The organism is Steroidobacter agaridevorans (assembly GCF_009932555.1).
In the GTDB taxonomy this organism is placed as follows: Bacteria; Pseudomonadota; Gammaproteobacteria; order Steroidobacterales; family Steroidobacteraceae; genus Steroidobacter; species Steroidobacter agaridevorans.
The window spans coordinates 467,697-492,382 of sequence record NZ_BLJO01000006.1 but is presented as its reverse complement, the minus strand read 5'-3'; the positions used below and the strand labels follow the sequence as shown (position 1 = coordinate 492,382).

Here is a 24,686-nt window from a genome sequence, read left to right as displayed (position 1 = left end):
GTTCAATTCAATCTGCGCGCGAAGAAATGCCGTGGCGCACTCCTTCGCTAGCGGCACGAGTGTGTCACAGTTATCCGATATGCGACAGCTTCAGTAATTTCTTCAAATCTTCCAACAGCCCTTTTTGCGGCGCGTCAGGCTCATATTTCATCATCAGATTGCCGAGCGGATCGACCAGATAAATGCGTCCGAGGCTGGCTGCCTGGGCTGCATCCGGGAATGTTTCTAACAATGTCTGGCCCGCGGAATTATCGATGCGTCCGAGCAACAGGCCGCTTTGTTCAGCCTCGAGATAAGCCTGATCGCAGCAGTTGCCGCTGACCAGAAACACGCGCTGGACTCGTTCCATCTTGTCGCCGAGCGCCAGTCTCGTTTGACGCATCAACGTAAGGGCTTCCCGACATCGGGCGTCGCAAGCGCCATCGCCGATGAACAGCATGCTCCACTTGCCGCGCAGAGCATTCGCGGCAAGCGTTTGATCCGTCGCGCCCGGCAGCTCTACTTCCGGCAGCGGCCGCGCCGGCTGAATCAAATCGCCTTTGTTGGTGTTGCCATGGGGACGCACGCCCATGCCGTAATAGAGCACGAACGCCAACGCCAGCGGCGCGAAGAAGGCGCCGACCAGGATCCAGATTTGTTTGCGAGCGACCGGCCGGGGCTGGGCCGGGTCAACGGGACTATTCATCTGTTGCCTTCTTGGTACGGAAACTGGTGATAACGAACAGAATCACGGCAGCGGCGGCGAACGCGAACCACTGCACGGCGTAGCCGACGTGACGCTCGGGACGGAAGCCGAGATGGGCTTCCCAGATGCGTTCGTAGCCGTCGGGTTGTGAAGCATCGAGCAACAACAGTCCGGGAATGAGCTTCTGACCCAACTGCTGTTCGAGCGCAGCTTGCTGAGGAAAGCTGAGCACACGCGGCCAGGGAACACTGGCGTCCACCGACGGCGCCTTCAGCTCGATGCCCGCTCGAGGCAACTCATCGACGGTGCCGGTGATCGTGCGCTGGTCATTTCCGACCTGGATGTCCGGCAACTGACTGCGTGAGCCGCCCAGAGGCAACCACCCTCTATCCACCAGCAGCCAACCTGCCGCCGTTTCGAACGGAGTGACCACCCGATAGCCCGGCTGTCCGGCGTGCGAGGGCATGTTGTCGAGCAGGATCTGGTGTGCCGGATCGAACCGACCCGAAACTTCGGCTCGCTGATAGCGCGGCAGGCTGGCGGCGTTCTGCGGGGTGATCTCGACCTGCGTCTGCTGCGCGGTTGCATACTGATCGAGCAGCGCCTGCTTCTGATCGGCCCGGCCCAGCTGCCAGAAGCCGAGCCAGAGGAAGAAGGCCACGCCGAACACGGTCAGCGCGGCCCCGAACATGCTCGGACGCCAAACGCGGGTCTTCGGCTTTGTGTCAGTAGCGCTCACGATATACTGCTTGCGATCCGCGTGAAGTCGGATCAGGAGAGTGCCATGGTCAAGTTCTTCATCATCGCCTGCCTGGTCGCCATCGTGCTCAGCATGGCCTCCGGCCTGTTCTATCTGGTCACCGACAAGGGTACGTCGAAGAAGATGGTCAATGCGCTGTCGGTGCGCGTCGGGCTGTCCGTGTTGCTGTTCCTGCTGTTGCTGCTGGCCTGGTCGCAGGGCCTGATCACGCCGCAAGGCATGTAAAGCAAAAGGGCCGCCGCGTTCAGTTGAAGCGGCGGCCCCGGGAAGTCGCGGAGCGCTCGCAGATCGGCGCTCCGCAGTCAGTGCTGTCGACTGGTTACAGCCAGTACACGAATACGAACAGGCCCAGCCACACCACGTCGACGAAGTGCCAGTACCAGGCCACGCCTTCGAACGCGAAGTGATGCGTCGGCGTGAAGTGGCCCTTCAAGCAGCGGAACCACACCACCGCCAGCATGATCGCGCCCATGGTCACGTGGAAGCCGTGGAAGCCGGTCAGCATGAAGAACGTCGAGCCGTAGATGCCCGAGGTCAGCTTCAGGTTGTAGTGCTGATAAGCCTCGATGTACTCGTGCGCCTGCAGGTACACGAACAGGAAGCCCAGCGCGATGGTCAGGCCGAGGAAGATATTCAGCACGGCGCGGTTGCCGGCCTTGATGGCGTGATGCGCGATGGTGATCGTGATGCCGGAAGTCAGCAGGATCGCGGTATTGATCGCCGGCAGACCGAACGCAGGAATCACGTCGAAGTCGCCGCCGACATCGCCCGGGCCGTCGGTCGGCCAGGACGCTTCGTAGTTGTCGCCACGGATGATCTTGGTCAGCGCGCGCGTGCCTTCACCGCCCAGCCACGGCACCGAGAAGTTACGTGCGTACCACAGCGCGCCGAAGAACGCCGCGAAGAACATGACTTCGGAGAAGATGAACCACATCATGCCCATGCGGAACGAGCGGTCCACCGCGTCATTGTAGAAGCGGCCTTCGCTCTCCTTGATCACGGCGCCGAACCAGCCGGCGAACATGAACAGCAGGATGGCGAAGCCCACCGTCATCACCCACGGACCGGCGTTCGAGTGGTTGAGCCACATCGCGCCTCCGCCCACGGTCGTGAACAGAGCGATCGAGCCCACCAGCGGCCACGGGCTACTGTGGGGAACGTAATACTTCTCGGACGGCGCGTGCGTGGTCTGTGCGTGGGCCATAGTTATCTGCCACTCATTTCAACGAATCAGTTCGGTACTCAAAAATCAGCTGGTGCTCTTCGCGTCGTACATGACATACGAGAGCGTCAAGCGATCGATGTTCACGGGCAGCTTCGGGTCGACGATGAAGCGCACCGTGAGCTCCCGCTCCTGTTGCGCGTCGAACGGCTGCGGCGTGAAGCAGAAACATTCGGTCTTGTGGAAGTACTTGGTCGCTTGCAGCGGCGCGATGCTGGGGATGGCCTGAGCCACCACCGCCTGATTGCGCAGATTGCGCGCGTAAAACTTCGCTTCGCTCAAACGCCCGGGATGCACTTCGATGCTGCCGACGGCGGGCCGGAACTCCCAATCGCCGATCGCCGGCGAATCCGACAGCAGCTCGATCGTCACCAGCCGGTTCTTGTCTTCCGGCGCGGTGAAGCTGCTCGCCTCCACCAGCTTGGTGCGATCGCCGTAACCGGTGACGTCGCAAATCACGTTGTACAGGGGCACCAGCGCGAAGCCGAACGCGAAGCTGCCGGCAGCAAAGATCCACAGCTGCCGGGTCAGCGAGCGATTCGCCTTTTTGAGCGGTGCCTCTGTCATGTCACTGCGACCGCATCACCGCCATGGCGATGAAACCGAAATAGAACGACGCGGCCAGCAGCAACAGCCAGATGACCGTGCGCTGGATGCCCCGCTTGCGTTCCGGATCTCGAATCTCGGTAGCCATTACTTCACTTCAGGAGCGGTTTCGAAGCTGTGATACGGCGGCGGCGAGCTCAGGGTCCATTCCAAGCCATGCGGACGGCCGCTGTCCCAAACTTTGTCGCTCGCCTTCTCACCGCCACGGATGCACGAGACGACGATGTAAACGAACAGCAGCTGCGACAGACCGAAGCCGAAGGCGCCGATCGAGGAAATCATGTTCCAGTCGGCGAACTGCGTGGAGTAGTCCGGGATACGACGCGGCATGCCGGCCAGACCCAGGAAGTGCTGCGGGAAGAACAGCACGTTCACGAAGATGGTCGACAGCCAGAAGTGCGCCTTGGCCAGCTTCATGTTGTACATGTGGCCGGTCCACTTCGGCAGCCAGTAGTACGCCGCGGCCATCAGCGAGAACACCGCGCCCGGCACCAGCACGTAGTGGAAGTGCGCCACCACGAAGTAGGTGTCGTGATACTGGAAGTCCGCCGGCACGATCGCGAGCATCAAGCCCGAGAAGCCGCCGATCGTGAACAGGAACAGGAAGGAGATCGCGAACAGCATCGGCGGCTCGAAGCTGATCGAGCCCTTGAACATGGTCGCGGTCCAGTTGAACACCTTCACGCCGGTCGGCACCGCGATCAGCATGGTCGCGAGCATGAAGAACATCTGACCGGCCAGCGGCATGCCCACCGTGAACATGTGGTGCGCCCACACGATGAACGACAGGAAGGCGATCGAAGCGGTCGCGTACACCATCGCGTCGTAGCCGAACAGCGGCTTGCGGGAGAACGTCGGGATGATCTCCGAGACGATGCCGAACGCCGGCAGGATCATGATGTACACCTCGGGGTGACCGAAGAACCAGAAGATGTGCTGGAACATCACCGGGTCGCCGCCGCCGGCCGCCTCGAAGAAGGTCGTGCCGAAGTAGTGGTCGGTCAGCAGCATGGTCACGGCGCCCGCGAGCACCGGCATCACCGCAATCAACAAGTACGCCGTGATCAACCACGTCCAGACGAAGATCGGCATCTTCAACAAGGACATGCCGGGCGCGCGCATGTTCATGATCGTCACGATCACGTTGATCGCGCCCATGATCGAAGAAGCACCCATCAAGTGCACGGCGAAGATCAGCATCGGGAACGCTTCGCCGGTCTGCTGCGACAACGGCGGATACATGGTCCAGCCGCCGGCCGGGGCGCCGCCCGGCACGAACAGCGTGCCGATCAGCATGGTGAAGGCGAACGGCAGGATCCAGAAGCTGAAGTTGTTCATGCGGGGCAGCGCCATGTCCGGCGCGCCGACCTGCAGCGGAATCATCCAGTTCGCGAGACCCACGAACGCCGGCATGACCGCGCCGAAGATCATGATCAGCGCGTGCATGGTGGTCATCTGATTGAAGAACATCGGATCGACCAGCTGCATGCCGGGCTGGAACAGCTCGGCGCGGATCACCAGCGCCATGGTGCCGCCGACGAAGAACATCAACAGGCTGAACAGCATGTACAGCGTGCCGATGTCTTTGTGGTTGGTCGCGAACAGCCAGCGACCGATGCCCTTGGCCGGGCCGTGATCGTCGTGGTGATCGTGAGCGTGAGCGTCGTGTGCGTGTGCCATGGTTCTATTACTCCGCGGCAGCGGCCGTTACCGGCGCTGCATTCTCAACTTGGGCGGCAGCGGCGGGGGCTGCGCCACCCTGCTGCTCGGCGAGCCAGCTGTCGTACTCGGCCTGCGGCTTCACATGCACGACCACCGGCATGAAGCCATGGTCGCGACCGCACAGCTCGGCGCACTGGCCGCGATAGATTCCGGGCTCGTCGGCGCGGAACCACAATTCATTCACGAAGCCCGGGATGGCGTCCTTCTTCATGCCGAAGGCCGGCACCCACCAGGCGTGGATCACGTCGTTCGAAGTGAGCAGCACGCGCACCTTCGCGCCGACCGGCACCACCAGCGGCTTGTCCACTTCGAGCAGATAGTTGGGGACGCTGCTCGGGTCGATGCCCGAGCCGGTCTGGCGGGCGGCGTCGCTGTCGCGCGCCAGCGTGGAGAAGAACTTCACCTTCTGATCGAGGTATTCGTACTCCCACTTCCACTGATAGCCCGTGACCTTGATGGTCAGGGTCGAGTCGCGGGTGTCCTCGATCTTCACCAGCGTGGCGGCGGCCGGAATGGCCATGCCGACCAGGATCGCGACCGGAATGATGGTCCAGACGATCTCGGCCTTGGTGGAGTGGTCGAAGGTGGCCGGCACCGCGCCCTGCGAGTGACGGAACTTCACGATCGAGTAGATCATCATGCCGAACACCGCGATCGCGATCAGCACGCAGATCCAGAAGATCATCATGTGCAGGCCGTGGATGTCGCGACTCAGCTCCGTCACGCCGACCGGCATGTTGATTTCCCATGCCGCCAGCGCCGCCCCGGTGGGCAGTAACGCTGCCGCCGCTAGTGAACCGGCTGCGGCGTATTTCACGATCTTCATTGGCCCTAATGCTCCCAAGTGCTTCGTTCTGCCCGCGCCCGCGCTCGAAGTGCCGACACTCCGAGCTGCGCACGCAGTTCAACGCCGCGCTAACTCATAGCGCGGGCGTTTCGTTCATATTCCCCACCAGCTGCTTTAGACGCACCGCGAGGCTGCGGCGCTCGTCCTCTGTGAGAAACCTGCCCACCTCGCAGGCGTGACCACGCGACTCCAAGACGAGTCGGCTGGGATGTAGCGCCGCCGGCGGGGCGTGGAGTGTAACCCTCGACCAATGTCTAGGAAATACCGATGACTGCACACCACGGCGGTCCCAGTGTCTGATGATCACCGAGTCCTGGGTCACTGTAATGGTTTCCCGCTCCAGCCCTGAGCGCATGGAGGCGCGGACCGCCCAGGTCAGTAACCCGATTTCCAGGCCGGCAAAGGGCAGGACCGGCCAGAACCCCTGGGCTGTAAACATAAGTGCGACGGCGAAGGTGGGTATGGCGACCAACACGATGAAGATGCGCGCGGTCTTGGGAGTGAGCGACCGGTGGGGCACGAGCTCGAGCACCCGTTCCGCGGGAGCGGCGTCCGGGGTCGGGCGAGGCGGCGGCAGGTCGGCCCGAGCGTTCATCGTAAAGATGCTTTTACCAAAGAGTTACATTTTCTTTGTTACTGCTATCGATCGATTTCTAAAAACTTAACGCTTCAAGCGGGTGACGTTGCTCACTGGAATGCGTACTTCGCCCCCCGCGCGTGAGCGGGGACGCAGCTCGCCCGCCCAGGCATGACCGTAGACCACTTCGACGGAGACCGGTAGTGCGGCCTGTTCCGAGGCCGGTCGGACGGCTTGTCGCAGGGACTCGAGCCGGCCTTTGGCAGTCAGTCCGCGCGTCCGGCCGTGGGCCAGATTGCTCGAGCCGCTCGCGACCAGCTCGGTCAGCAACGCATCGAGGTGGGGGTAAGTTACGGTCAGCCGCTCGGTGTCCATCACCGGCTCCGCCAGTCCAGCGCGCATCAGCGCATCGCCCAGGTCGTGCATGTCGATAAAGCGATGAACGTGGGGGTAGGCGTCGATTTTTCGCCAGCCCTCGCGCAATTCGCGCAAAGTGTCCGGCCCGAGGGTCGCGAAGGTCAGCAGCCCGCCCGGCTGCAGGACCCGGCGGATTTCCTGAAACACGGCGTCCGGATCGTGGCACCACTCCAGCATCAGGTTGCTGAAGACCAGCTGCGCGCTGGCGTCTTTGACGGGAAGTCGATGCGCGTCGGCGGCGACCCGATGGAATTTGCGCAGCCAGCTCTGCTGGCGGTCGGCTTCCGCCAGCATGCGCGGCGCGAGATCGATGGCGATGACGTCGGCGGATTTGTAGCGGTGCTTGAGCGCCTTGCTCGCATGGCCGGTGCCCGCGCCGAGGTCGAGCACGACCTTCGGTTGCAGCTTTACGAAATCGAGCCGCTCGAGCAGCCGGTTGCGGATTTCGGCCGGGACGACGGCCGCGGCGTCGTAGGTCTTCGCGGCCTGATCGAAGGATCGTCTGACACGGGCGGGGTCGAGGTAATACTCATCGGGCATGGCCGAAGGATATCGCGCTTTGCGCTCGCGCCCGTCCCCCATCAATTCGCGATGAGTTGCTCGTCCTCGAAGCGGCGCGAGCAAGCAGGCGCGCTCTGCTCGGCCAGCGGCTCCGGAGTAATTCCGAGCTTGGCGAACAGCTGGCGGTCCTTGTCTTCTTCGGGGTTTTCGGTCGTCAGCAACTTGTCGCCGTAGAAAATCGAATTCGCGCCCGCGAGGAACGCCAGGGCCTGCGTTTCATCGCTCATGCCGGAGCGGCCGGCGGACAAGCGCACATGCGCCTTCGGCATCAGCAAGCGAGCGACCGCGATCACGCGCACGAAATCCACGCCATCCGGCTTCTCCGCGCCGTACAGCGGCGTGCCCGGCACCTGCATGAGCTGATTGATCGGCACGCTGTCCGGATGCTGAGGCAGCGTCGCGAGCGTGTGTAACAGCTCCGCGCGATCCTGTTCGTTCTCGCCCAGGCCGAGAATGCCGCCGCAACACACGTTGATCCCCGCGTTGCGCACGGCTTCGAGCGTATCGAGCCGGTCCTGGTAGGTGCGCGTCGTGATCACCTTCTTATAGTGAGACTCGGACGTGTCGAGATTGTGATTGTAGTAATCCAATCCCGCGTCCTTGAGCTGATGCGCCTGTTCCGGCGTCAGCATGCCGAGCGTCACGCACGTTTCCATTCCCATCGCACGCACGCCTTTGATCATCTCGGCGATCTGCGCGAGCTGCTTCGGCTTCGGGCTGCGATACGCCGCGCCCATGCAGAAGCGAGTCGCGCCGTTCGCCTTCGCTGCGCGCGCCTTCTCCATCACATCGTCGAGATCCATCAGCGGCTCGGACTTCAAACCGGTCTCGAAGCGGATGCTTTGCGAGCAATAAGAGCAGTCTTCCGGGCACGCGCCGGTCTTGATCGACAGCAAGGTGCTGATCTGCACCTGATTCGGATCGAAGTACAACCGATGCACGCGTTGCGCGTGATAGATCAGATCGGAGAACGGCAGAGCGAACAGCTCGCGCACTTCCTCCAGCGTCCAATCGGTGCGCACGGCACCCAGGCGATCGACCAGCGTAGCGTTGCGAACGGCTTCGGAACGGGTCATTTCCACGGCAAACCTCAATTTATTCGGGCGCTGCGCGCGGCTCGGCAGCTCCAAGCTCCCGTTCAGGCGTCGCGCAGGGTCAGTCGGCGCTGAGTATTCGTGGCCGCCGGGAAGCCTGTCAACCGATGGTGGGAATCACAGTCGACATTATCGGCCGATGGGCCGGCGCGGCCGCGCACTGTCTATGGCCGCCCCGCTGCGCGCTTTGCGGGCAATCCGGCCGAGAAAACCTCGATTTGTGCGCCGGTTGCGAGGGCGATCTGCCTTTGAACGACAACGCCTGCGAGCATTGCGCCGAGCCGCTGCCGGCTGTGCATTCCGGGCTGGCGCTGTGCGGTCGCTGTCTGCAGCGGCCGCCGGTGTTCGATGCCTGCGTCGCGCCGTTTCGTTATGCCTTTCCGGTCGATCGCATGATTCAGGGGCTGAAGTATCGGCGTGAGCTCGTGTATGGGCGAATCCTTGGGCAGTTGCTGGCTCGGCATCTTTCCCGCCGCCAAACGCGGCCCGAGTTGGTCATTCCCGTACCCCTCGGTCTCGCGCGTTATCGCGAACGTGGGTTCAATCAGGCGCGCGAGCTTGCGTTGCCGGTGTGCAAGTCGCTCGGGCTGACCGTGAGCAGTCATTTAGTTGCGCGTCATCGCGAGACGCAGGAACAGGCCTCGCTGGATCGGAATGAACGGCTCAAGAATACCCAGCACGCTTTTGCATTGACTGCGCCATTCACTGCACGGCATGTCGCAATCGTCGACGACGTGGTCACGACCGGCAGCACTGCCAACGAAATCTCAAAAGTGCTGCGCGCGGCGGGTGTGGAGTGGATCGAAGTGTGGGCGGTCGCTCGCGCCGAGCGGAAGTGACGTCTCAGCGGAACGTGTACTCCAGCACGATGCCGATGAACACCGACATGCCGAAGTAGTTGTTGTTGAGGAAGGCTTTGAAACAATCCTCGGGTTTGCGTTTGCGAATCAAGAATTGCTCATACAGAGCAAACATCGCTGCGAACGCCAGTCCCAGGCCATACCACAGACCCAGCTCCATCTCGTGCCCGATGAGCCAGAGGCCGAGCAGGGTCATCAGCTGCATGATGCCGATGATGAAACGATCTGCGTCGCCGAACAGAATGGCGCTCGAGCGGATGCCGAGCTTCTTGTCGTCCTCGCGATCCACCATCGCGTACATCGTGTCGTAAGCCACTGTCCACAACAGGCCGGCCATGAACATCACGATGGCCGGGCGCGGCACGGCGCCCGTCTGCGCGGCGTACGCCATCGGTACGGACCAGGTGAATGCGATGCCGAGGTAGGCCTGCGGCATCGGAAAGAAACGTTTGAAGAACGGATACGTGAGCACCAGTACGCCGCCGACCAACGTCAGCAGCTGCGCGAGCTGATTGAGCGTCAAAGCCAGGCCCAATGCGATCAATCCAAGTCCCGCGCACAGCGCGATTGCTTCTATCGGGTCGACCGCGCCGGTGACCAATGGGCGATCTTTGGTGCGCTTCACATGGCCGTCGAAATTGCGATCGGCGAAATCATTGATGGCGCAGCCGGCGGAGCGGGTGAGCACCGTGCCGAGCACGAAGACGATGAAAACATGAGGATCCGGCTTGCCGCCGGACGACAGCCACAATGCCCAGAGTACCGGCCACAACAGGAGCCAGATGCCGATGGGTTTGTTCAGCCTCGTTAGCGCTGCATAGGCACGCAACTTCGCCGCTGCGCCAGGAAGGATTTCAGTGACGAAGGAAGTGGCCGCGATCTTGTGCCCCAGCCACTGAAAGCGCTGCCGGATCGGCGCCAGCGGCTGCGGGGCGCGCAGTTGTTCAATGTCAGGTGGCGGGATCGGCTCAGAAGCCGTCGGCGCGGGCGCCGCTGTGCCTTCTGGCGTCGTCGCCATCATCGCGACTGTCTTGATGTAGTCGCGTTGAGAGGACCCGGCCGCAGCCACCGGCTTCGCCGGCTCGCTTCGCGGCGGCGCCGACGCTGTCGCTGCGCCGGACGATGCTGACGTCTTCGCGCTCGCTTGATGTGCCTGCGTTGGCGCGGCCGGCGTGTTTGTTACTTCGGACTGTGGCATAGGCCACGTCGTCGCCGGCTGCGGCGCTGTCGCTGCAGCGGAAGATGCTGATGCCTTCGCGCTCGCGAGATTTGCCGGCGTCGGCGCGGGCGATGTATTTGCTACTTCAGTCTGTGGTGCAGGCGATGGCGTCGCTGGCGCTGGTGCCTTCGGGCTCGTTTGATGTGCCTGCGTTGGTGCGGGCGACGTGTTTGCTACTTCGGACTGTGGCAAAGGCCATGTAGTCGCCGGTGACGCGGCAGCCGTCTTTGCAGTTTCAGTCTGCGCCGGCGTCCTGCTGGACTGTGCCTTCTCCGATCTTCGCTTAGCTTGCGCAGGTGTCGGTGCAGGCGGTGGAGGGGTTACGGCAGGAGCTGCTGTTGCCGCTGGCATCGCATTCAGCGGCTGCATCTTCTCCGGCTTCTGCTCGTCCGCAGACGGCGGCGCTTCGTGCGCAGGTGAAGCCGTAGCAGTTGGAGGCGTTGCCGGCGGAGTGACATTCAGCGGCTGCGTCTTGTCGGGAGCATGACTCTCCGGCGCCGCCGCCGGCGGAGCCGCCGCTGTCTTCGCAATCTCTTGCGGCGTCGGGGGCGGCGGGATGATGTGTAGCGGCTGGGTCTTTTCCATGTTGTGCTTGGCCGATGGCGTCGGCTTCAGCATATCCATCTGCGCAGGCGCGGACTTCGGCGCGGCTGGCGTCGTGTCCAGCGGTTGCGTCTTATCCGGGTGATGCGCGTTGTGTGAATCTGCCACGAATCTGACCGTTTAAACCTTGCCGAACCGTTCGCCCTGTCCAATCCAGCGCCGCAACAGCGGCGCTATGTTGGCCTCATTTTCCTTGAGCATCAATTCCGCCACTTCCTGAACTTTCGGCAGCAAATCGGCATCACGCACCAGTTCCGCCACGCGCATTTGCATCAGGCCGGTCTGTTTCGTGCCCAGCAGCTCGCCGGGCCCGCGCAATTCCAGGTCGCGACGGGAAATCTCGAAGCCATCGTTGGTCGCTCGCATGACAGATAAACGCTCACGCGCGACCTCCGACAGCGGCGTCCGATACAGCAGCACGCAGGTGCTCTCAGCCGCGCCTCGCCCGACGCGGCCGCGCAGCTGATGGAGCTGCGCCAGGCCCATGCGTTCAGCATTCTCGATGACCATCAAACTCGCATTCGGCACGTCGACGCCGACTTCGATGACCGTCGTCGCCACCAGCAGATCGATCGCGCCCTCTTTGAAGCGCCCCATCACCGCCTCTTTCTCTTTGGGCGACATGCGGCCATGAACCAGTCCGACCTTCAATTCCTGCAGCGCCTCGGCCAAGGCGGTGACCGTGTCTTCGGCGGCTTGCGCTTCGAGCTGATCGGATTCTTCGATGAGCGGGCAGACCCAATACGCCTGACGCTTCTGCCGGCAGGCATCGCGAATCCTCAACACGACTTCATCGCGCCGATTCTCGGGCAGCGCGACGGTCTTCACCGGCGTGCGCCCCGGCGGCAGCTCATCGATCACGGAAACATCCAGATCGGCGTAAGCCGTCATCGCCAGCGTTCGCGGAATCGGCGTCGCCGTCATGATGAGCTGATGCGGATATCGCCCCGACGCCAGGCCCTTTTCCCGTAGCAGCAACCGTTGATGCACACCGAAACGATGTTGCTCATCGACGATCACCAGGCCGAGTCGTCGAAACTCGACCTCCTGTTGAAAGAGCGCGTGCGTGCCGATCGCGATCTTCGCTTCGCCCGAGGCCAGATCCGCCAACGATCTCGCTCGAGCCGCGGCCGTGCGTTTGCCGGTGATCAACGCCGGATATAACTCCAGCGGCGCCAGCCAGTTTGTGAAATTGCGAGCGTGCTGGTCGGCGAGCAGTTCGGTTGGCGCCATTACCGCGACCTGAAAGCCCGCTTCTACCGCTCGCAACGCTGCCAGTGCCGCGACCAACGTCTTACCACAGCCGACGTCGCCTTGAACCAGGCGAAGCATCGGACTCGACTGCGAAAGATCGCGCTCGATATCACGCCACGCGCGCGTCTGCGCGCCGGTTGGTTTGAAGGGCAAGCTCTGGAGAAAGCGATCGATCAAGGGCTCGCCGACCGTGAACTGCCAACCCGGATCGCGCTGAATCTCACGTCGCAGCAATCGCAGGCTCAGCTGATGCGCGAGCAGTTCCTCGAATGCGAGACGTCGCTGCATCGGATGCTGCCCCGTCGCCAGCAAATCGAGATCCGCATCCGGCGGCGGCCGATGAACGTATTGAAGCGCTTCACGCAGCGGCGGCAGTTGCAGTTGCGCCAACACAGCCGGCGGCACCCAGTCCTGCACGGTTCGATTCGCAAACTCACGTAGCGCCATTGCAGTGAGCTGTCGCAGGCGGCCTTGTTGCACGCCTTCGGTCAATGGATAGATGGGCGTGAGCACATCCTCGGTTGTCGGTGCCGCATCGGCGGCGACGCGCCGATACTCGGGATGAACGATTTCCAACCCGCTCGGCCCGCGGCGAATTTCTCCGTAGCAACGCAGGCGCGTGCCGCGGCTCATCTGCTCGTGTTGTGAGTTGCTGAAATGAAAGAACCGCAACGTCAGCCAGCCGGAGCCGTCACCAATGCGACACAGGAGCTGGCGACGTCCGCGGAATGCGATCTCAGCCAGCTGCACTTCGCCTTCGACGACGGCGCGGTCGCCATGACTTAACGAGCCGATGGGAATGACTTGCGTGCGGTCTTCGTACCGAAGCGGTAACAGGAACAGCAGATCCTGAATCGTCGTGATGCCCAGCTTCGCCAGCTTCCCCGCCAACGCATCGCCAACGCCACGCAGGGCCGTGACCGGACGAATCTCCGGCGACACCGCGGCCGCGGGCAGGTCTGCGCCGCCTCGAGACCGTTTGCTGTTGGAAGGGGAAGGGCTCATTCACCGCAAGTGTACGGCAGCCGACGCCGGCAGCTGCCGCCATTCATCAAACCCTCTTCAGTCGAGCTCGACGATGCAATCGATCTCCACGTTCGCATTCTTCGGCAGCGCCGACACCTGCACAGTGACGCGCGAGGGATAGGGCTCGGCGAAATACTCCGCCATGATCTTGTTCAACGTCGGGAAGACGCCGAAATCCAGAATGAACACCGTCGCTCGCGTCACCTGCGAGAAGTTACCGCCGGCGGCGCCGACGATAGCCTTCAGGTTGTCGAACACGCGGCGGATCTCGGCATCGATCGAGGTTTGCACCATCTCGCCGGTGGCGGGATCCAGCGCGATCTGGCCGGAGACGTACACGGTCTTGCCCACCTTCACCGCCTGGGAATAGGTGCCGATGGCCTTGGGAGCGTTCGGAGTCGCAATGATTTCGCGCGCCATGATGATTCAACCGTTGCTGACGAGGAGCGCGGATTTTGCGCGCGTTCGCGCGCAATGGCCACCTCAGGCGATCACTCGCGTCACGCGCAATACTTCCGGCATCTTGCGGAGGTTCTTGATCACGTGCGCCAGGTGTTTACGGTCGCGCACTTGCAGATCGAAGATCAGGGTCGATGCGTCGCCGTCGCGCTCGTCGACCGCGACGTGTTCGATGTTGGTCTCGGTCGTCGCGATATTCGAGGCAATCGCCGCGAGCACGCCCATGCGATTCGCCACGTCGATGCGCACCTCGACGTTGAACAAGCGATCCACATTCGGCTGCCAGGTAACCGTGAGCCACTTGTCCGGCTGCTTGCGATAGTTGCGCAGATTGCCGCAGGCCTCGCGATGGATCACGACGCCTCGGCCGCTCGACAGGTACGCCATGATCGGATCGTTCGGGATCGGGAAGCAGCAGCGCGCGTAGCTGACCACCATGCCTTCGGTGCCCGCGATGGCGAGCGGTTCGGCTTGCGTGGTCGGTTCCGGCTGATGAGTGCCGTCCGCGGGCAACAGACGGCGCGCGACCAGCGCGGCCAAGCGTTCGCCAAGGCCGATCTTTTCGAACAACTCGTCCGGCGTTTTGAGATTGAGCTCCGCGGCGGCCGCCTGCAGACGCTCCTCCGGAATCTTCTTCAGCACCAGCGACACATCCTGCAGCGCCTGGCTCAGCATGCGCTTGCCCAGCTCGACCGCTTCGCCGTGTTTCAACCCTTTCAAGTAGTGACGGATCGCCGCGCGCGCTTTCGCGGTCACGACGAAGTTCACCCACGCGGGATTCGGCGTCGCGCCTTTCGCCGTGATGATTTCCACGGTCTGACCGTTACGCAGCGGCGTGCGCAGGGGCACGAGGCGGCGATCTACTTTCGCAGCCACGCAGTGATTGCCGATGTCCGTATGCACGGAATATGCGAAGTCCACCGCCGTGGCATTACGCGGCAAACGGCGAATCTCGCCGCGCGGCGTAAAGACGTACACCTTGTCCGGGAACAGGTCGAGCTTGACGCTCTCCATGAATTCCTCGGCGGAGTTGCCGCTGTGGGGCATCTCCATCAGGTGCTGCAGCCATTCGCTTGCGCGGTCGCGATAGGCGCGGCCTGCGTCGCTGGAATCTTCGCCAGTCTTGTACTGCCAGTGCGCCGCAATGCCTGACTCAGCGATGCGATGCATGTCCTCGGTGCGGATCTGCACTTCGATGGGCATGCCGTTCGGACCGAACAGGGTCGTATGTAACGACTGATAGCCGTTGATGCGCGGAATCGCGATGTAATCCTTGAAGCGTCCCGGCATCGGTCGATACAAGCCGTGCACGATGCCGAGCGCGCGATAGCAGGTGTCGATCGAGTCCACGACGATGCGGAAGCCGAACATATCGACGATGGACGTCAGCGGCGCGCGCTTACGGCGCATCTTCTGATAGATGCTGTAGAGATGCTTCTCGCGGCCTTCGACGCGGCCTTTCACCTGCGCCTTCTCGAGCGCGGTGCGCACGTTGTCCGCGATCTTGCCGACGAACTGCTTCTGATTGCCGCGCGCCTTCTTCAGCGCCTTTTCGATGATGCGATGACGGCCGGGGTAGAGCGCCTTGAAGCCGAGCTCTTCCAACTCCGACTTCACCGTATGAATGCCGAGACGATTCGCGATCGGCGCGTAGATCTCGAGCGTCTCGCGCGCGACGGTGCGGCGTTTTGCAGGCGGCACCGAGCCGAGCGTGCGCATGTTGTGCGTGCGGTCGGCGAGCTTGACCATGATCACGCGAATGTCGCGGACCATGGCGAGCAGCATTTTGCGGAAGCTTTCAGCCTGCGCCTCGGCGCGCGATCGAAACTGAATGTGATCCAGCTTCGAGACGCCATCGACCAACTCCGCGACATCGGCGCCGAAGCGTTCGGCGATCTCGTCCTTGGCCGTGGGCGTGTCCTCGATCACGTCGTGCAGGATGGCCGCCACGATGGTCGGCGCATCCATATGCAGGTCGGCGAGGATGTGAGCGACAGCGACCGGATGCGCGATGTAAGGCTCGCCGCTCAGGCGCTTCTGGCCCTCGTGGGCCTCGGCGCCGAATTCATAAGCGTCGCGGATCCGGTCGACCTGCGCGGGGGGCAGGTAGGTCTCCAGCTTATTGAGCAGCTGGTTGACCCCTATCGAGCGTCTTCCGGTAGGTAACAGGTTGAGGATGGAAGACGCGTAGTCCATAAGCTGAGGCTGGGGACTTTAAGGCGCGACTCAATCTCCGAGGCCGAGATGAGGCGCGCGCAGCTCGCCCGACATGCCTGCCATGTCCGGTTCAGGCATGAGCTCGGGCTGCGGAGCGCGCTCGGCTTCCTCGAGGATCTCGGGGCCGATGTGACCGGCGGCGATTTCGCGCAGCGCGACCACGGTGGGCTTGTCGTTTTCCCACTCCACGGTCGCCTCGGCGCCGTTGGCCAGCTTGCGGGCGCGCTTGGCGGCGACCAGCACCAGCTGGAACAGGTTCGGGATGTTGTGGAGGGAGTCTTCGACGGTAATACGGGCCATGGAAAACCTCGGACAGAACCAAAACGGGGGGAATGGCCTGGGAGTATACCCGAGGCAGTGCCCGGAACAGTGACTTCAGGTACCATACCGCGCCCCGCCGGCCGGGGTCCCTAAGGTTTTCTGGCAACAGTACGCCGGTAAGAAGCGGAGAGAGTGGGTTATGACGTTTCGATTGAGCCCGGTATCGGTCATCGGGCTGGGCTTGCTGGCTGCGGTTTCCCTGTCGTCGACCGCCAGCGCCGGCGATGCCGCCAAAGGCAAGGTCCTGGCTTACACCTGCCACGGCTGCCATGGCGTTCCCGACTATAAGAATGCTTACCCGAACTACCGCGTGCCGAAACTGGGCGGCCAGAACGAGGCTTATCTGGTCAGTGCGCTGAACGCCTACGCCAAGGGCGAGCGTCCGCATCCGACCATGCATGCGCAGGCCGCGACGCTGACCGACGAAGAGAAGGCCGACATCGCCGCGTTCCTGAGCGCGGGCGGCGGCATCCCGAACAAGGAAGTCGTCGGCACCCCGCCGCCGGCCACTCAGACCTGCGTCGCCTGCCACGGCGCCGATGGCGCCAAGACCGTGGCTCCGGACTACCCGAAGCTGGCCGGCCAGCCGGCGGACTACCTCGTGCACGCGCTCAAGGACTACAAGAGCGGCAAGCGCAAGAACCCGATCATGGCCGGCATCATCAGCGGCGTGGACGAGAAGGATTTCGAAGCGCTCGCCGAGTTCTTCTCCAAGCAGCAGGCCGTGTGCACCACCGATCAGGTTCGCGATCACGGCAAGTGCGAAACCGAGTAAGCGCGCACTCGCTTACCTGATTGTTCATTGACGCGCGCGGGAGCGACCTTTCATGCAGAGCTTTCGCGCGTTTCGCATCCACCAGGAAGGCGGCAAGATCGTCTCCCGCATGGAGACGATTGGCCTGAACGATCTCGCCGAGGGCGAGGTCGTCGTCAAAGTCCGCTACTCCACCATCAACTATAAGGACGCGCTCGCCGCGACCGGCGCGGGCAAGATCCTGCGGCGTTATCCGCTGGTGGGCGGCATCGATCTCGCGGGCGAAGTCGTGTCGTCCAGCGATCCGCAGTTTCAGCCAGGGCAGAAAGTGCTGGTGACGGGCAGCGAGCTGTCCGAAACGCGCGATGGCGGCTATGCCGAGTACGCGCGCTTGAAGAGCGATTCAGTCGTGCCGATTCCTTCGGGTCTGGATGAATTCCAGGCCATGGCGATCGGCACCGCGGGTTATACCGCCGCGCTCGCCGTTCATCGTATGGAGCAGAACGGGCAGCAGCCGGACGGCGGCGAGATCGTTGTAACAGGCGCGACGGGCGGTGTCGGCAGTATCGCCGTCGATATGTTGGCCGCGCGTGGCTACAGCGTCGTTGCCGTCACAGGCAAACAGTCTTCCGTCGATTATTTGCAGCGTCTCGGCGCCGCGCGCGTGTTGCTCCGAGATCGGATCAACACCGGCTCACGGCCGTTGGAAGAGGCGCAGTTCGCCGGAGCCATCGACAATGTCGGCGGCGAGTTGCTCACCTGGCTGACGCGCACGGTCAAGTTCTGGGGCAACATCGCCAGCATCGGCCTGGCGGCCAGTCCCGAGCTGAAGACCACGGTGATGCCGTTCATTCTGCGCGGCGTGAGCTTGCTCGGCATCAACTCTGTATACACGCCGCGACCGCTGCGCCTGCAGGTGTGGCAGCGGCTCGCGACCGATCTCAAGCCGCGCCATCTCGACAGCATCGTGACGCGCACGATTGCGTTCGAGCAGCTGCCCGGCGCGTTCGATGGTTATTTGCAAGCGGGTGTCACCGGCCGTACGGTCGTGCGCATCGCAGGTTGAGCGTTGTTCGTGAGCGATCCCACTCTCATTGCCGGTGCGGCTCAGCTGGGTATCGAGCTGACCGACCGCCAGGCCCAACAGCTGATCCGTCTGCTCGACGAGCTGGACGACTGGAATCAGCGCATGAATCTGACCGCGATCCGCGAGCGGCCCGCGCAGATCACCAAGCATTTGCTGGACAGCCTGTCCGTGCAGCCGTTTCTGCACGGGGAGCGAGTGCTCGACGTAGGCACGGGCGCGGGTTTTCCCGGCTTGCCGCTTGCCATCGTCAATCCTTCCAGGCAGTTCATGCTGCTCGATTCCACCGCCAAGAAACTGAAGTTCATAGAACATGCCGCAGCGTTGCTGGAGTTGCCCAATGTGCAAACCGTGCATACGCGCGCGGAAAATTTCCGCCCGGCGCAACGATTCGATATCGTGTTGTCGCGCGCGGTGGGGCCGGTAGAGCAATTCGTCAAATGGGCCGGTCATTTATGTGTCGGCGGCGGGCGACTGCTGGCGATGAAGGGGCGGTATCCCGAGGACGAGCTCGGCAAGTTGCCGAGCGGCTGGAAACTCGCGGCTATCCATCGACTTAACGTGCCCGCTCTGGACGAAGAGCGGCATCTTGTGGAACTCTGCCGCAGCCACGAGCGGCTGTAGCGCCACGGTCGGCGGTCGAAGCCCACTGCCTTCAGCTCAAGATTAACTTGCAGATTCAGCGTTGTGCCGATTGTGTGACTCACTAACGGACTGGTCCCATTCAATATTCCATGCATCGCATTCTCGCCATCACCAACCAGAAAGGCGGCGTCGGCAAGACCACGACGAGCGTCAATCTGGCCGCATCGCTGGCGGCGACCAAGCGACGCGTGCTGCTGATCGATATCGATCCGCAGGGCAACGCCACCATGGGTTGCGGCATCGACAAGCGCACCGTGGAGCGGTCAACCACTGACGTGCTGCTCGGTGACAGCGACGCTGCCTCGGCGCTGCGCGCGGTCGACTACGCGGATTTCAAGGTGATGCCGGCCAACCAGGATCTGGTTGCGGCCGATGTCGAGATGATGGGCAAGCCCGGTTGCGAGTCCCGCTTGCGGGACGCGCTGCAGCCGGTGCTGTCGGAGTTCGACATGGTGCTGATCGACTGTCCGCCGGCGCTGAACATGCTGACGGTGAACGCCCTGGTCGCGGCCGAAGGCGTGCTGATTCCGATGCAATGTGAGTATTACGCGCTGGAGGGGTTAACCGCCTTGATCAACACGATCGAACAGATCAAGGCCGGGCCCAATCCGAAGCTGGAGATCGGCGGCATCCTGCGCACCATGTTCGACCCGCGTAACAATCTGGCGAACGAAGTGTCGCAACAGCTGATCGAGCATTTTGGCGACAAAGTGTTCCGCTCCATCATTCCCCGCAACGTGCGGCTCGCGGAAGCGCCGAGCTTCGGCAAACCGGCGTTGCACTACGATAAAGAATCGCGCGGCGCGCTGGCTTATCTGGCGCTGGCCGGCGAAATGATTCGTCGAGAGGAAGAAACATTCAACGTGGCGCCGCCCGCTGCTGACGCGGTCGCGTCATAGTGACGAACCATGACAATGGCGAATAAACAACCCCGTCTCAGCCGTGGGCTGGGCGCCCTGCTCGGGCAGCCTGCCGCGGCCGCTTCTCCTGCCGCTGCTGCCGTGGTGACGGCGCTACGGCCGGTCGACGAAGAGTTGCGCAAGCTGCCGGTGGATTTGTTACAGCGTGGCAAGTACCAGCCGCGCATCGATCTGCGTCAGGAAACATTGCAGGAGCTGGCCGACTCGATCAAAGCGCAGGGCGTGGTGCAGCCCATCGTCGTGCGCCCGATCAATGCCGATGGCTCGTACGCGAACAATCCGGCGGAGAATCAGGCCGAGCAGCGTTACGAAATCATCGCCGGCGAGCGCCGCTGGCGCGCGGCTCAGCTGGCCGGTTTGCATGAGATCCCGGCGGTCATCCGCCGCGTGCCCGATGAAGCCGCCATCGCGATGGCGCTCATCGAAAACATCCAGCGTGAAAACCTGAACCCGCTGGAAGAAGCGCGCGCCCTTCAACGGCTGATTACTGAATTCGAAATGACGCACGCCACGGCGGCGGAAGCCGTCGGCCGCTCGCGTTCCGCGGTGAGCAATCTGTTGCGCTTGCTCGAGTTGGGCGAAGACGCCAGCAGGCTGGTCGAGCATCGCGAGCTCGACATGGGCCACGCGCGTGCGTTGCTCACCCTCGAGAACAAACGTCAGCAGGCCGAAGTGGCCTCGCAGGTCGCGCAGCAGAAGCTGTCGGTCCGTGAGACCGAAGCATTGGTGAAGCGGCTGCAGTCGCAGCCATCGGCGGGCTCGCACGATGCCGCGACCCGCGCCGATCCGAACATTCGCAAGCTCGAGGCGGACCTGAGCGAGAAGCTGGGAGCGAAAGTGCAGGTCCAGCACGCCTCATCCGGCAAGGGCAAGCTGGTGATCAGCTACCATACGCTGGAAGAGCTCGACGGCATTCTCGAGCATATTCGTTAGAACGGCGTCGCCAACGGCCACGCCTCGCCATCAGCAATACCAGGTAAGGTTCATGATTCGGCGTTTCAGGGAAGTCTGTTCGCGGGAGGTCCGTTCAATATGCGAACGGCGCCAGTGCTGAACGGCGCGGCGCCGCGCACTCCGCTCGCTACAATTCTGTGTGCGTTGCTGCTGCTGGCATTCGTTACGATTTGTTGTACGACTGCGCACGCCGAATTGGTTATCGACGGCCGCATCGACGAGCCGGAATGGCAGGGCGCGACCGTTTGCAAGGACTGGCAGCGCACATTGCCGTTCGCACGCGATCAGCCCCGTTACGGCAACGAGCTGCACATTCTCTCCACCGAAGGCGGCCTGGCCGCGGCGTTCGTCATCGATCAGCCGCCCAGCGAACGACGCATCAAGCCGCGCACGCCGCGCGATTCGGAGCGGCTGATCGGCGACACCGTCTCCCTGATGGTGGACTTCGACGCCAACGCGCAGATCGGCTACGAATTCACGGTCGGCCTGGGCGGCGGCATTCGCGACGGCTTGATCACCAACCAGAACAAATTCGACCGCGACTGGGACGGCGCCTGGCAGCACGCCGTCCACGAAACCGGGCAGCAGTGGTTCGTGGAAATATTCATTCCCTGGTCCAGCATCAGCATGCGGGGCTCGGGCGCCGATACGCGCACCATCGGCGTGTACGGCACGCGCTATCTGTTCGAGCGCGGCGAGCGCTATGCGTGTCCCGGCATCACCAGCGAAGCGGCGGTATTTCTTTCCGATTTCCAGCGCATCGAAATCTCACAGCACGCGTCGGTCGCGAGCCTGGATGTCGTGCCGTACGGCACGCTGATCTCCGATTTCGTCGATGACCACACGCGCTTCAAGGCCGGCGCCGACATCAATTGGAAAGCGTCGCCAAATCTGTGGCTGTCGGCGACGCTCAATCCCGACTTCGGCCAGGTGGAAAGCGACGAGCTGGTGGTGGATTTCTCGGCCATCGAGGTGGTGTTCACCGACAAGCGGCCTTTTTTCACCGAGAACCAGGGCATTTTCGATCTGCGCACGCCGACCAACGGACAACTCGTTTATACGAGACGCATCGGTGCGGCGGCCGACGACGGCAGTGCCGCCTCATCCGACATCGATGCAGCGCTCAAGCTCACCGGCACCGCGGGGCAGCTGGTGTACGGCGGCTTCGTCGCGCAGGAACACGACTATCGCAACGGTGCTGGCCGCTTGTTTGCGGCCACCCGCCTGGCGCTGCCGATGGATCATGCGCGCATCGGTTATCTCGGCACCTGGGCGGACCGGCCGTTTCTCGATCGCGACGCGCTCGTGAACGCTGTCGATTACGAGCTCACGCCGAGCGAGGACTGGCGCATCAGCGGCCAGGTGATCCGCTCCGATATCGGCACCAGCGGCATGAATCTCATGGACCTGGCGCTGGCGCGTGGCACCGAGCCCGCGCGTTTCGAAGAGAACACTCATGGTTACGAGAGCTGGCTGCAGGCCGACTTCAACCGCAGCTCGCCGCTCACGCACACGATGAAGCTGCTGTACATCGACGACTCGTTCGACCTGAACGATCTCGGTTACATGGAGCGCAACGCGCTGAAGCAGGTCGAGTGGGAAACCAATCTTCGCGTCGCCAGCGACGGCGGGCGCGTGAGCGGCGAAACGCAGCGGCTCTACACGTTTTATCGTGAGAACACCGACGGGCAACGGTTGCAATCGCGGTTCCTGTTGTCGCGCGATGTGAGTTACGCGAGTGCGTGGAAAGCTTTCCAGGAAGTGCGCTATGTGACCAGCGGCGTGGACGATCTGATCTCACGCGGCAACGGCCCGGTGCGCCTGGACGAGCGCGTGTCCGCATACATGGACATCACCACGCCGCGCTATGGCGACTGGCAATTCACATTGGGCGGCTATCTGTTCCAACAGGGGGTCGAGGACTATTCGGGCTGGCTGCAATTCCTGGCCGCCTGGTACCCGACCGAGAAACTGACGCTGCGGGTGGATTTATTGCCGCAATATTCCGCCGACTGGCTGGTCTGGGAGGACAGCAATCTGTTTGGCTCGTACCGCGCCAAGCGCTTCGACTACGACTTCCGCCTGGACTGGATTCCCGCGCCGCGCCATGAGTTGCGCGTCAAATGGCAGTGGATCGGCATCGACGCCGATCTGCGCAGCGCCTATCGCACCGATGCCGCGGGCAACCTGTTACCCAGCAGCGACCCGGTCGCGCCCTTCACCGTCAACAATCTCGGTCTGCAGATCCGTTACCGGTACGAGATCGGGCCGATGTCGGAACTGTTTCTGGTCTACGCCCGCGGCGGTTACAATTTCATCGACGAAGACGAGCGCGGCGTGAGCCAGTTGTTCCGTGACATGACCGATGTGCGGGACGCCGATCAGTTCCTGATCAAGCTCCGCTACAAGTTGTAATTCTGGCGTGGGTGACGCGCCGAGTGGTGTAGGTGGCTGCTGCTGTCAAGACCCTGAGACAAAATGCACCACCCGCACGGTGTCAACGCAGACCTATAGTCATAATTCACGATAAGACACGCTTCATCTTCCTTGTAGCACTGCAAAACGCTGCGTATAATTCGCCGCCGTTTCAGGCCGGGCGGTAATCCAATACGTGCCAAACACGTGAACGTCACTGCGCGCCGCGGCAAGCTCCTGGCGTTGAAATTCGCCGCCATACAGCTGGCATGCACGGGTCTGGCAGCACTCGTGTTCTTGATGTCGAGCGGCTGGAACGCGGCCCGCTCGGCAGTCGCGGGTGGTTTGATCATCGCGTTGGGGACTCTCGTGTTCGCATGGCGGTTGTTCGCCACAGACTGGCCGGCGGCCAGCGCGGCGCGCGGGTTCTACGCAGGCGAATTGTTGAAGTGGATTTGGGTGATCGGCGCATTTGCGCTGGCTTTGACTCGCGGCGGTATGGAACCGCTGCCCCTGCTGATCGGCTTATTGGCCGCGCAGTCCGGGTTCTGGGTCGCAATGGGAATCTTCAAATAGCTTTGTAGGCGAGGTGGGTTGATGGCTGAGCATGGTGGTCCGGCGACCATGACCGATTACATCAAGCACCATCTCCATTTTTTGGAGAAGCCCGTCGGTGAGGGCAGCTTCTGGGTGCTTCATCTCGACAGCATCTTTTTCAAGCTGCTGTGCGCCGCCGTGTTCCTGTTCCTGTTCCTGCGCGTGGCGCGTCGCGCGACCACCGGCGTTCCCGGCAAATTCCAGTGCTTCATCGAGATGATCGTCGAGTTCGTCGACACCTCCGTGAAGGAAACCTTCCATGGCAAGAGCAAGCTGATCGCGCCGCTGGCGCTCACCATCTTCTGCCTGACGTTCCTGATGAACTTCCTGGACATGATCCCGGTGGACTGGGTGCCGACTGCGGCGGCCGCGGCGGGCGTTCCTTATCTGCGCATCGTGCCGACCGCGGACCTCAACACCACGCTGGCCATGTCGCTGACGGTGTTCCTGCTGATCCAGGTTTTCGGCATCAAGCACAAGGGCATCGGCACGTTCGTCGGCGAGATGTTCACGGCGCCGTTCCATGCGCCGAACCTGATCGGCAAGATCCTGTTGGCGCCGGCCAATCTGCTGCTGCGCCTGATCGAAGAGGCGGTGCGCCCGGTATCGCTGGCGCTGCGTCTGTTCGGCAATATGTACGCCGGCGAGCTGATCTTCATCCTGATCGCCTGTATGACGCTGGGCGCGAGCCTGTCGAGCGGCCTCACCTACGTGATGGCGCCGCTGCAGTTCGTCGCGGGCTTCGTCTGGACCGCGTTTCATATCCTGATCATCACGCTGCAAGCATTCATCTTCATGATGCTGACCATCGTGTATCTCAGCATGGCCGCCGAGCATCACTGATTTCGTTTCGATCGTTTGATTACT

Annotated in this window: 25 protein-coding genes; 10 read left to right on the top strand and 15 right to left on the bottom strand. The window is 62.6% G+C overall.

All coding sequences use genetic code 11. The features are described from left to right. Nucleotides 1-70: 70 nt before the first annotated feature. Complete coding sequence (locus GYH35_RS23185; protein WP_161829602.1) at nucleotides 71-685, bottom strand: thioredoxin domain-containing protein; 615 nt, start codon at nucleotides 683-685, stop codon at nucleotides 71-73. After that, on the bottom strand, nucleotides 678-1,424 hold the full coding sequence (locus GYH35_RS23180; RefSeq protein ID WP_161810297.1) for an SURF1 family protein: 747 nt from the start codon (nucleotides 1,422-1,424) through the stop codon (nucleotides 678-680). The genes GYH35_RS23185 and GYH35_RS23180 overlap by 8 nt, the downstream gene beginning before the upstream one ends. A 45-nt stretch (nucleotides 1,425-1,469) precedes the next feature. Here GYH35_RS23180 and GYH35_RS23175 point away from each other — a divergent pair, with 45 nt between their 5' ends. Beyond that, on the top strand, nucleotides 1,470-1,670 hold the full coding sequence (locus GYH35_RS23175) for a twin transmembrane helix small protein (RefSeq protein WP_161810298.1): 201 nt from the start codon (nucleotides 1,470-1,472) through the stop codon (nucleotides 1,668-1,670). 94 nt (nucleotides 1,671-1,764) lie between these two features. Here GYH35_RS23175 and GYH35_RS23170 read toward each other — a convergent pair whose 3' ends face one another. The 8 genes from GYH35_RS23170 to bioB form a co-directional block, all read right to left on the bottom strand. Then, nucleotides 1,765-2,649, bottom strand: a complete 885-nt coding sequence (locus GYH35_RS23170) for a cytochrome c oxidase subunit 3 (RefSeq protein WP_161810299.1) — start codon at nucleotides 2,647-2,649, stop codon at nucleotides 1,765-1,767. Between the two features lie 45 nt (nucleotides 2,650-2,694). Further along, complete coding sequence (locus tag GYH35_RS23165) at nucleotides 2,695-3,234, bottom strand: cytochrome c oxidase assembly protein (protein WP_161810300.1); 540 nt, start codon at nucleotides 3,232-3,234, stop codon at nucleotides 2,695-2,697. Nucleotide 3,235: 1 nt separating this feature from the next. Beyond that, nucleotides 3,236-3,361 (bottom strand): hypothetical protein, encoded by a 126-nt coding sequence (locus GYH35_RS35175; RefSeq protein ID WP_268894955.1) that lies wholly within the window; start codon nucleotides 3,359-3,361, stop codon nucleotides 3,236-3,238. Then, nucleotides 3,361-4,953 (bottom strand): cytochrome c oxidase subunit I, encoded by a 1,593-nt coding sequence (ctaD, locus tag GYH35_RS23160; RefSeq protein WP_161810301.1) that lies wholly within the window; start codon nucleotides 4,951-4,953, stop codon nucleotides 3,361-3,363. The genes GYH35_RS35175 and ctaD overlap by 1 nt, the downstream gene beginning before the upstream one ends. A gap of 7 nt (nucleotides 4,954-4,960) precedes the next feature. Continuing rightward, nucleotides 4,961-5,821: a cytochrome c oxidase subunit II gene (gene coxB / locus GYH35_RS23155; protein WP_161810302.1), complete on the bottom strand. Its 861-nt coding sequence runs from the start codon at nucleotides 5,819-5,821 to the stop codon at nucleotides 4,961-4,963. A 94-nt stretch (nucleotides 5,822-5,915) separates the two neighbouring features. Continuing rightward, complete coding sequence (locus GYH35_RS23150) at nucleotides 5,916-6,437, bottom strand: DUF2244 domain-containing protein (protein ID WP_161810303.1); 522 nt, start codon at nucleotides 6,435-6,437, stop codon at nucleotides 5,916-5,918. 66 nt (nucleotides 6,438-6,503) lie between these two features. Next, on the bottom strand, nucleotides 6,504-7,376 hold the full coding sequence (gene bioC / locus GYH35_RS23145; protein WP_161829601.1) for a malonyl-ACP O-methyltransferase BioC: 873 nt from the start codon (nucleotides 7,374-7,376) through the stop codon (nucleotides 6,504-6,506). Nucleotides 7,377-7,417: 41 nt separating this feature from the next. Further along, on the bottom strand, nucleotides 7,418-8,473 hold the full coding sequence (gene bioB / locus GYH35_RS23140) for a biotin synthase BioB (RefSeq protein WP_161829600.1): 1,056 nt from the start codon (nucleotides 8,471-8,473) through the stop codon (nucleotides 7,418-7,420). Nucleotides 8,474-8,598: 125 nt separating this feature from the next. On the opposite strand from bioB, the gene GYH35_RS23135 reads away from it, so the two are divergent. Then, nucleotides 8,599-9,330: a ComF family protein gene (locus GYH35_RS23135; RefSeq protein ID WP_161810305.1), complete on the top strand. Its 732-nt coding sequence runs from the start codon at nucleotides 8,599-8,601 to the stop codon at nucleotides 9,328-9,330. Between the two features lie 4 nt (nucleotides 9,331-9,334). On the opposite strand, the gene ubiA is transcribed toward GYH35_RS23135, so the two are convergent. From ubiA to rpoZ, 5 genes are all read right to left on the bottom strand, one after another. Then, nucleotides 9,335-10,204: a 4-hydroxybenzoate octaprenyltransferase gene (ubiA, locus tag GYH35_RS23130; protein ID WP_407700224.1), complete on the bottom strand. Its 870-nt coding sequence runs from the start codon at nucleotides 10,202-10,204 to the stop codon at nucleotides 9,335-9,337. Nucleotides 10,205-11,293: 1,089 nt separating this feature from the next. Continuing rightward, nucleotides 11,294-13,432 (bottom strand): ATP-dependent DNA helicase RecG, encoded by a 2,139-nt coding sequence (recG, locus tag GYH35_RS23125; protein ID WP_161829599.1) that lies wholly within the window; start codon nucleotides 13,430-13,432, stop codon nucleotides 11,294-11,296. A 57-nt stretch (nucleotides 13,433-13,489) separates the two neighbouring features. Next, on the bottom strand, nucleotides 13,490-13,873 hold the full coding sequence (locus GYH35_RS23120) for a Rid family detoxifying hydrolase (protein ID WP_161810308.1): 384 nt from the start codon (nucleotides 13,871-13,873) through the stop codon (nucleotides 13,490-13,492). A gap of 63 nt (nucleotides 13,874-13,936) precedes the next feature. Continuing rightward, nucleotides 13,937-16,108 carry a bifunctional GTP diphosphokinase/guanosine-3',5'-bis pyrophosphate 3'-pyrophosphohydrolase gene (spoT, locus tag GYH35_RS23115; protein WP_161829598.1) on the bottom strand — a complete coding sequence of 724 codons (2,172 nt, stop codon included), beginning with the start codon at nucleotides 16,106-16,108 and terminating at the stop codon, nucleotides 13,937-13,939. 30 nt (nucleotides 16,109-16,138) lie between these two features. Next, nucleotides 16,139-16,429 (bottom strand): DNA-directed RNA polymerase subunit omega, encoded by a 291-nt coding sequence (gene rpoZ, locus GYH35_RS23110; RefSeq protein ID WP_129641457.1) that lies wholly within the window; start codon nucleotides 16,427-16,429, stop codon nucleotides 16,139-16,141. Between the two features lie 160 nt (nucleotides 16,430-16,589). Between rpoZ and GYH35_RS23105 the strand changes: the two genes are divergently transcribed. From GYH35_RS23105 to atpB, 8 genes are all read left to right on the top strand, one after another. Next, nucleotides 16,590-17,225, top strand: coding sequence for a c-type cytochrome (locus GYH35_RS23105; protein WP_161810310.1), 636 nt, complete (start codon nucleotides 16,590-16,592; stop codon nucleotides 17,223-17,225). Between the two features lie 52 nt (nucleotides 17,226-17,277). Further along, nucleotides 17,278-18,270, top strand: coding sequence for an oxidoreductase (locus tag GYH35_RS23100; protein ID WP_161829597.1), 993 nt, complete (start codon nucleotides 17,278-17,280; stop codon nucleotides 18,268-18,270). 9 nt (nucleotides 18,271-18,279) lie between these two features. Continuing rightward, nucleotides 18,280-18,912: a 16S rRNA (guanine(527)-N(7))-methyltransferase RsmG gene (gene rsmG, locus GYH35_RS23095; protein ID WP_202624529.1), complete on the top strand. Its 633-nt coding sequence runs from the start codon at nucleotides 18,280-18,282 to the stop codon at nucleotides 18,910-18,912. A gap of 110 nt (nucleotides 18,913-19,022) precedes the next feature. After that, nucleotides 19,023-19,832, top strand: a complete 810-nt coding sequence (locus tag GYH35_RS23090) for a ParA family protein (protein WP_161810312.1) — start codon at nucleotides 19,023-19,025, stop codon at nucleotides 19,830-19,832. A 15-nt stretch (nucleotides 19,833-19,847) separates the two neighbouring features. Then, entirely contained in the window at nucleotides 19,848-20,786 is a 939-nt protein-coding gene (locus tag GYH35_RS23085) for a ParB/RepB/Spo0J family partition protein (RefSeq protein ID WP_161811322.1), read from the top strand. Nucleotides 20,787-20,885: 99 nt separating this feature from the next. After that, a complete protein-coding gene (locus GYH35_RS23080) occupies nucleotides 20,886-23,222 on the top strand; it encodes a DUF5916 domain-containing protein (RefSeq protein ID WP_161810313.1) in 2,337 nt (778 codons plus the stop codon). A 243-nt stretch (nucleotides 23,223-23,465) separates the two neighbouring features. After that, the gene (locus GYH35_RS23075) at nucleotides 23,466-23,798 is read left to right on the top strand and encodes an ATP synthase subunit I (RefSeq protein ID WP_161810314.1); all 333 of its coding nucleotides are present in this window, start codon (nucleotides 23,466-23,468) and stop codon (nucleotides 23,796-23,798) included. Between the two features lie 21 nt (nucleotides 23,799-23,819). Further along, nucleotides 23,820-24,662 carry a F0F1 ATP synthase subunit A gene (gene atpB / locus GYH35_RS23070; protein ID WP_161810315.1) on the top strand — a complete coding sequence of 281 codons (843 nt, stop codon included), beginning with the start codon at nucleotides 23,820-23,822 and terminating at the stop codon, nucleotides 24,660-24,662. The last annotated feature ends 24 nt before the right edge of the window (nucleotides 24,663-24,686 follow it).

What these genes read in the sequence shown, in the direction of transcription:
- GYH35_RS23165 (WP_161810300.1), bottom strand. Translation starts at nt 3,234, where the DNA reads ATGACAGAGGCACCGCTCAAAAAGGCGAATCGCTCGCTGACCCGGCAG.
- GYH35_RS35175 (WP_268894955.1), bottom strand. Translation starts at nt 3,361, where the DNA reads ATGGCTACCGAGATTCGAGATCCGGAACGCAAGCGGGGCATCCAGCGC.
- recG (WP_161829599.1), bottom strand. Translation starts at nt 13,432, where the DNA reads ATGAGCCCTTCCCCTTCCAACAGCAAACGGTCTCGAGGCGGCGCAGAC.
- ctaD (WP_161810301.1), bottom strand. Translation starts at nt 4,953, where the DNA reads ATGGCACACGCACACGACGCTCACGCTCACGATCACCACGACGATCAC.
- GYH35_RS23120 (WP_161810308.1), bottom strand. Translation starts at nt 13,873, where the DNA reads ATGGCGCGCGAAATCATTGCGACTCCGAACGCTCCCAAGGCCATCGGC.
- GYH35_RS23185 (WP_161829602.1), bottom strand. Translation starts at nt 685, where the DNA reads ATGAATAGTCCCGTTGACCCGGCCCAGCCCCGGCCGGTCGCTCGCAAA.
- bioB (WP_161829600.1), bottom strand. Translation starts at nt 8,473, where the DNA reads ATGACCCGTTCCGAAGCCGTTCGCAACGCTACGCTGGTCGATCGCCTG.
- GYH35_RS23080 (WP_161810313.1), top strand. Translation starts at nt 20,886, where the DNA reads ATGCGAACGGCGCCAGTGCTGAACGGCGCGGCGCCGCGCACTCCGCTC.
- GYH35_RS23090 (WP_161810312.1), top strand. Translation starts at nt 19,023, where the DNA reads ATGCATCGCATTCTCGCCATCACCAACCAGAAAGGCGGCGTCGGCAAG.
- GYH35_RS23085 (WP_161811322.1), top strand. Translation starts at nt 19,848, where the DNA reads ATGGCGAATAAACAACCCCGTCTCAGCCGTGGGCTGGGCGCCCTGCTC.
- spoT (WP_161829598.1), bottom strand. Translation starts at nt 16,108, where the DNA reads ATGGACTACGCGTCTTCCATCCTCAACCTGTTACCTACCGGAAGACGC.
- atpB (WP_161810315.1), top strand. Translation starts at nt 23,820, where the DNA reads ATGGCTGAGCATGGTGGTCCGGCGACCATGACCGATTACATCAAGCAC.
- coxB (WP_161810302.1), bottom strand. Translation starts at nt 5,821, where the DNA reads ATGAAGATCGTGAAATACGCCGCAGCCGGTTCACTAGCGGCGGCAGCG.
- GYH35_RS23105 (WP_161810310.1), top strand. Translation starts at nt 16,590, where the DNA reads ATGACGTTTCGATTGAGCCCGGTATCGGTCATCGGGCTGGGCTTGCTG.
- rpoZ (WP_129641457.1), bottom strand. Translation starts at nt 16,429, where the DNA reads ATGGCCCGTATTACCGTCGAAGACTCCCTCCACAACATCCCGAACCTG.
- GYH35_RS23175 (WP_161810298.1), top strand. Translation starts at nt 1,470, where the DNA reads ATGGTCAAGTTCTTCATCATCGCCTGCCTGGTCGCCATCGTGCTCAGC.
- GYH35_RS23135 (WP_161810305.1), top strand. Translation starts at nt 8,599, where the DNA reads ATGGTGGGAATCACAGTCGACATTATCGGCCGATGGGCCGGCGCGGCC.
- GYH35_RS23170 (WP_161810299.1), bottom strand. Translation starts at nt 2,649, where the DNA reads ATGGCCCACGCACAGACCACGCACGCGCCGTCCGAGAAGTATTACGTT.
- GYH35_RS23150 (WP_161810303.1), bottom strand. Translation starts at nt 6,437, where the DNA reads ATGAACGCTCGGGCCGACCTGCCGCCGCCTCGCCCGACCCCGGACGCC.
- bioC (WP_161829601.1), bottom strand. Translation starts at nt 7,376, where the DNA reads ATGCCCGATGAGTATTACCTCGACCCCGCCCGTGTCAGACGATCCTTC.
- GYH35_RS23100 (WP_161829597.1), top strand. Translation starts at nt 17,278, where the DNA reads ATGCAGAGCTTTCGCGCGTTTCGCATCCACCAGGAAGGCGGCAAGATC.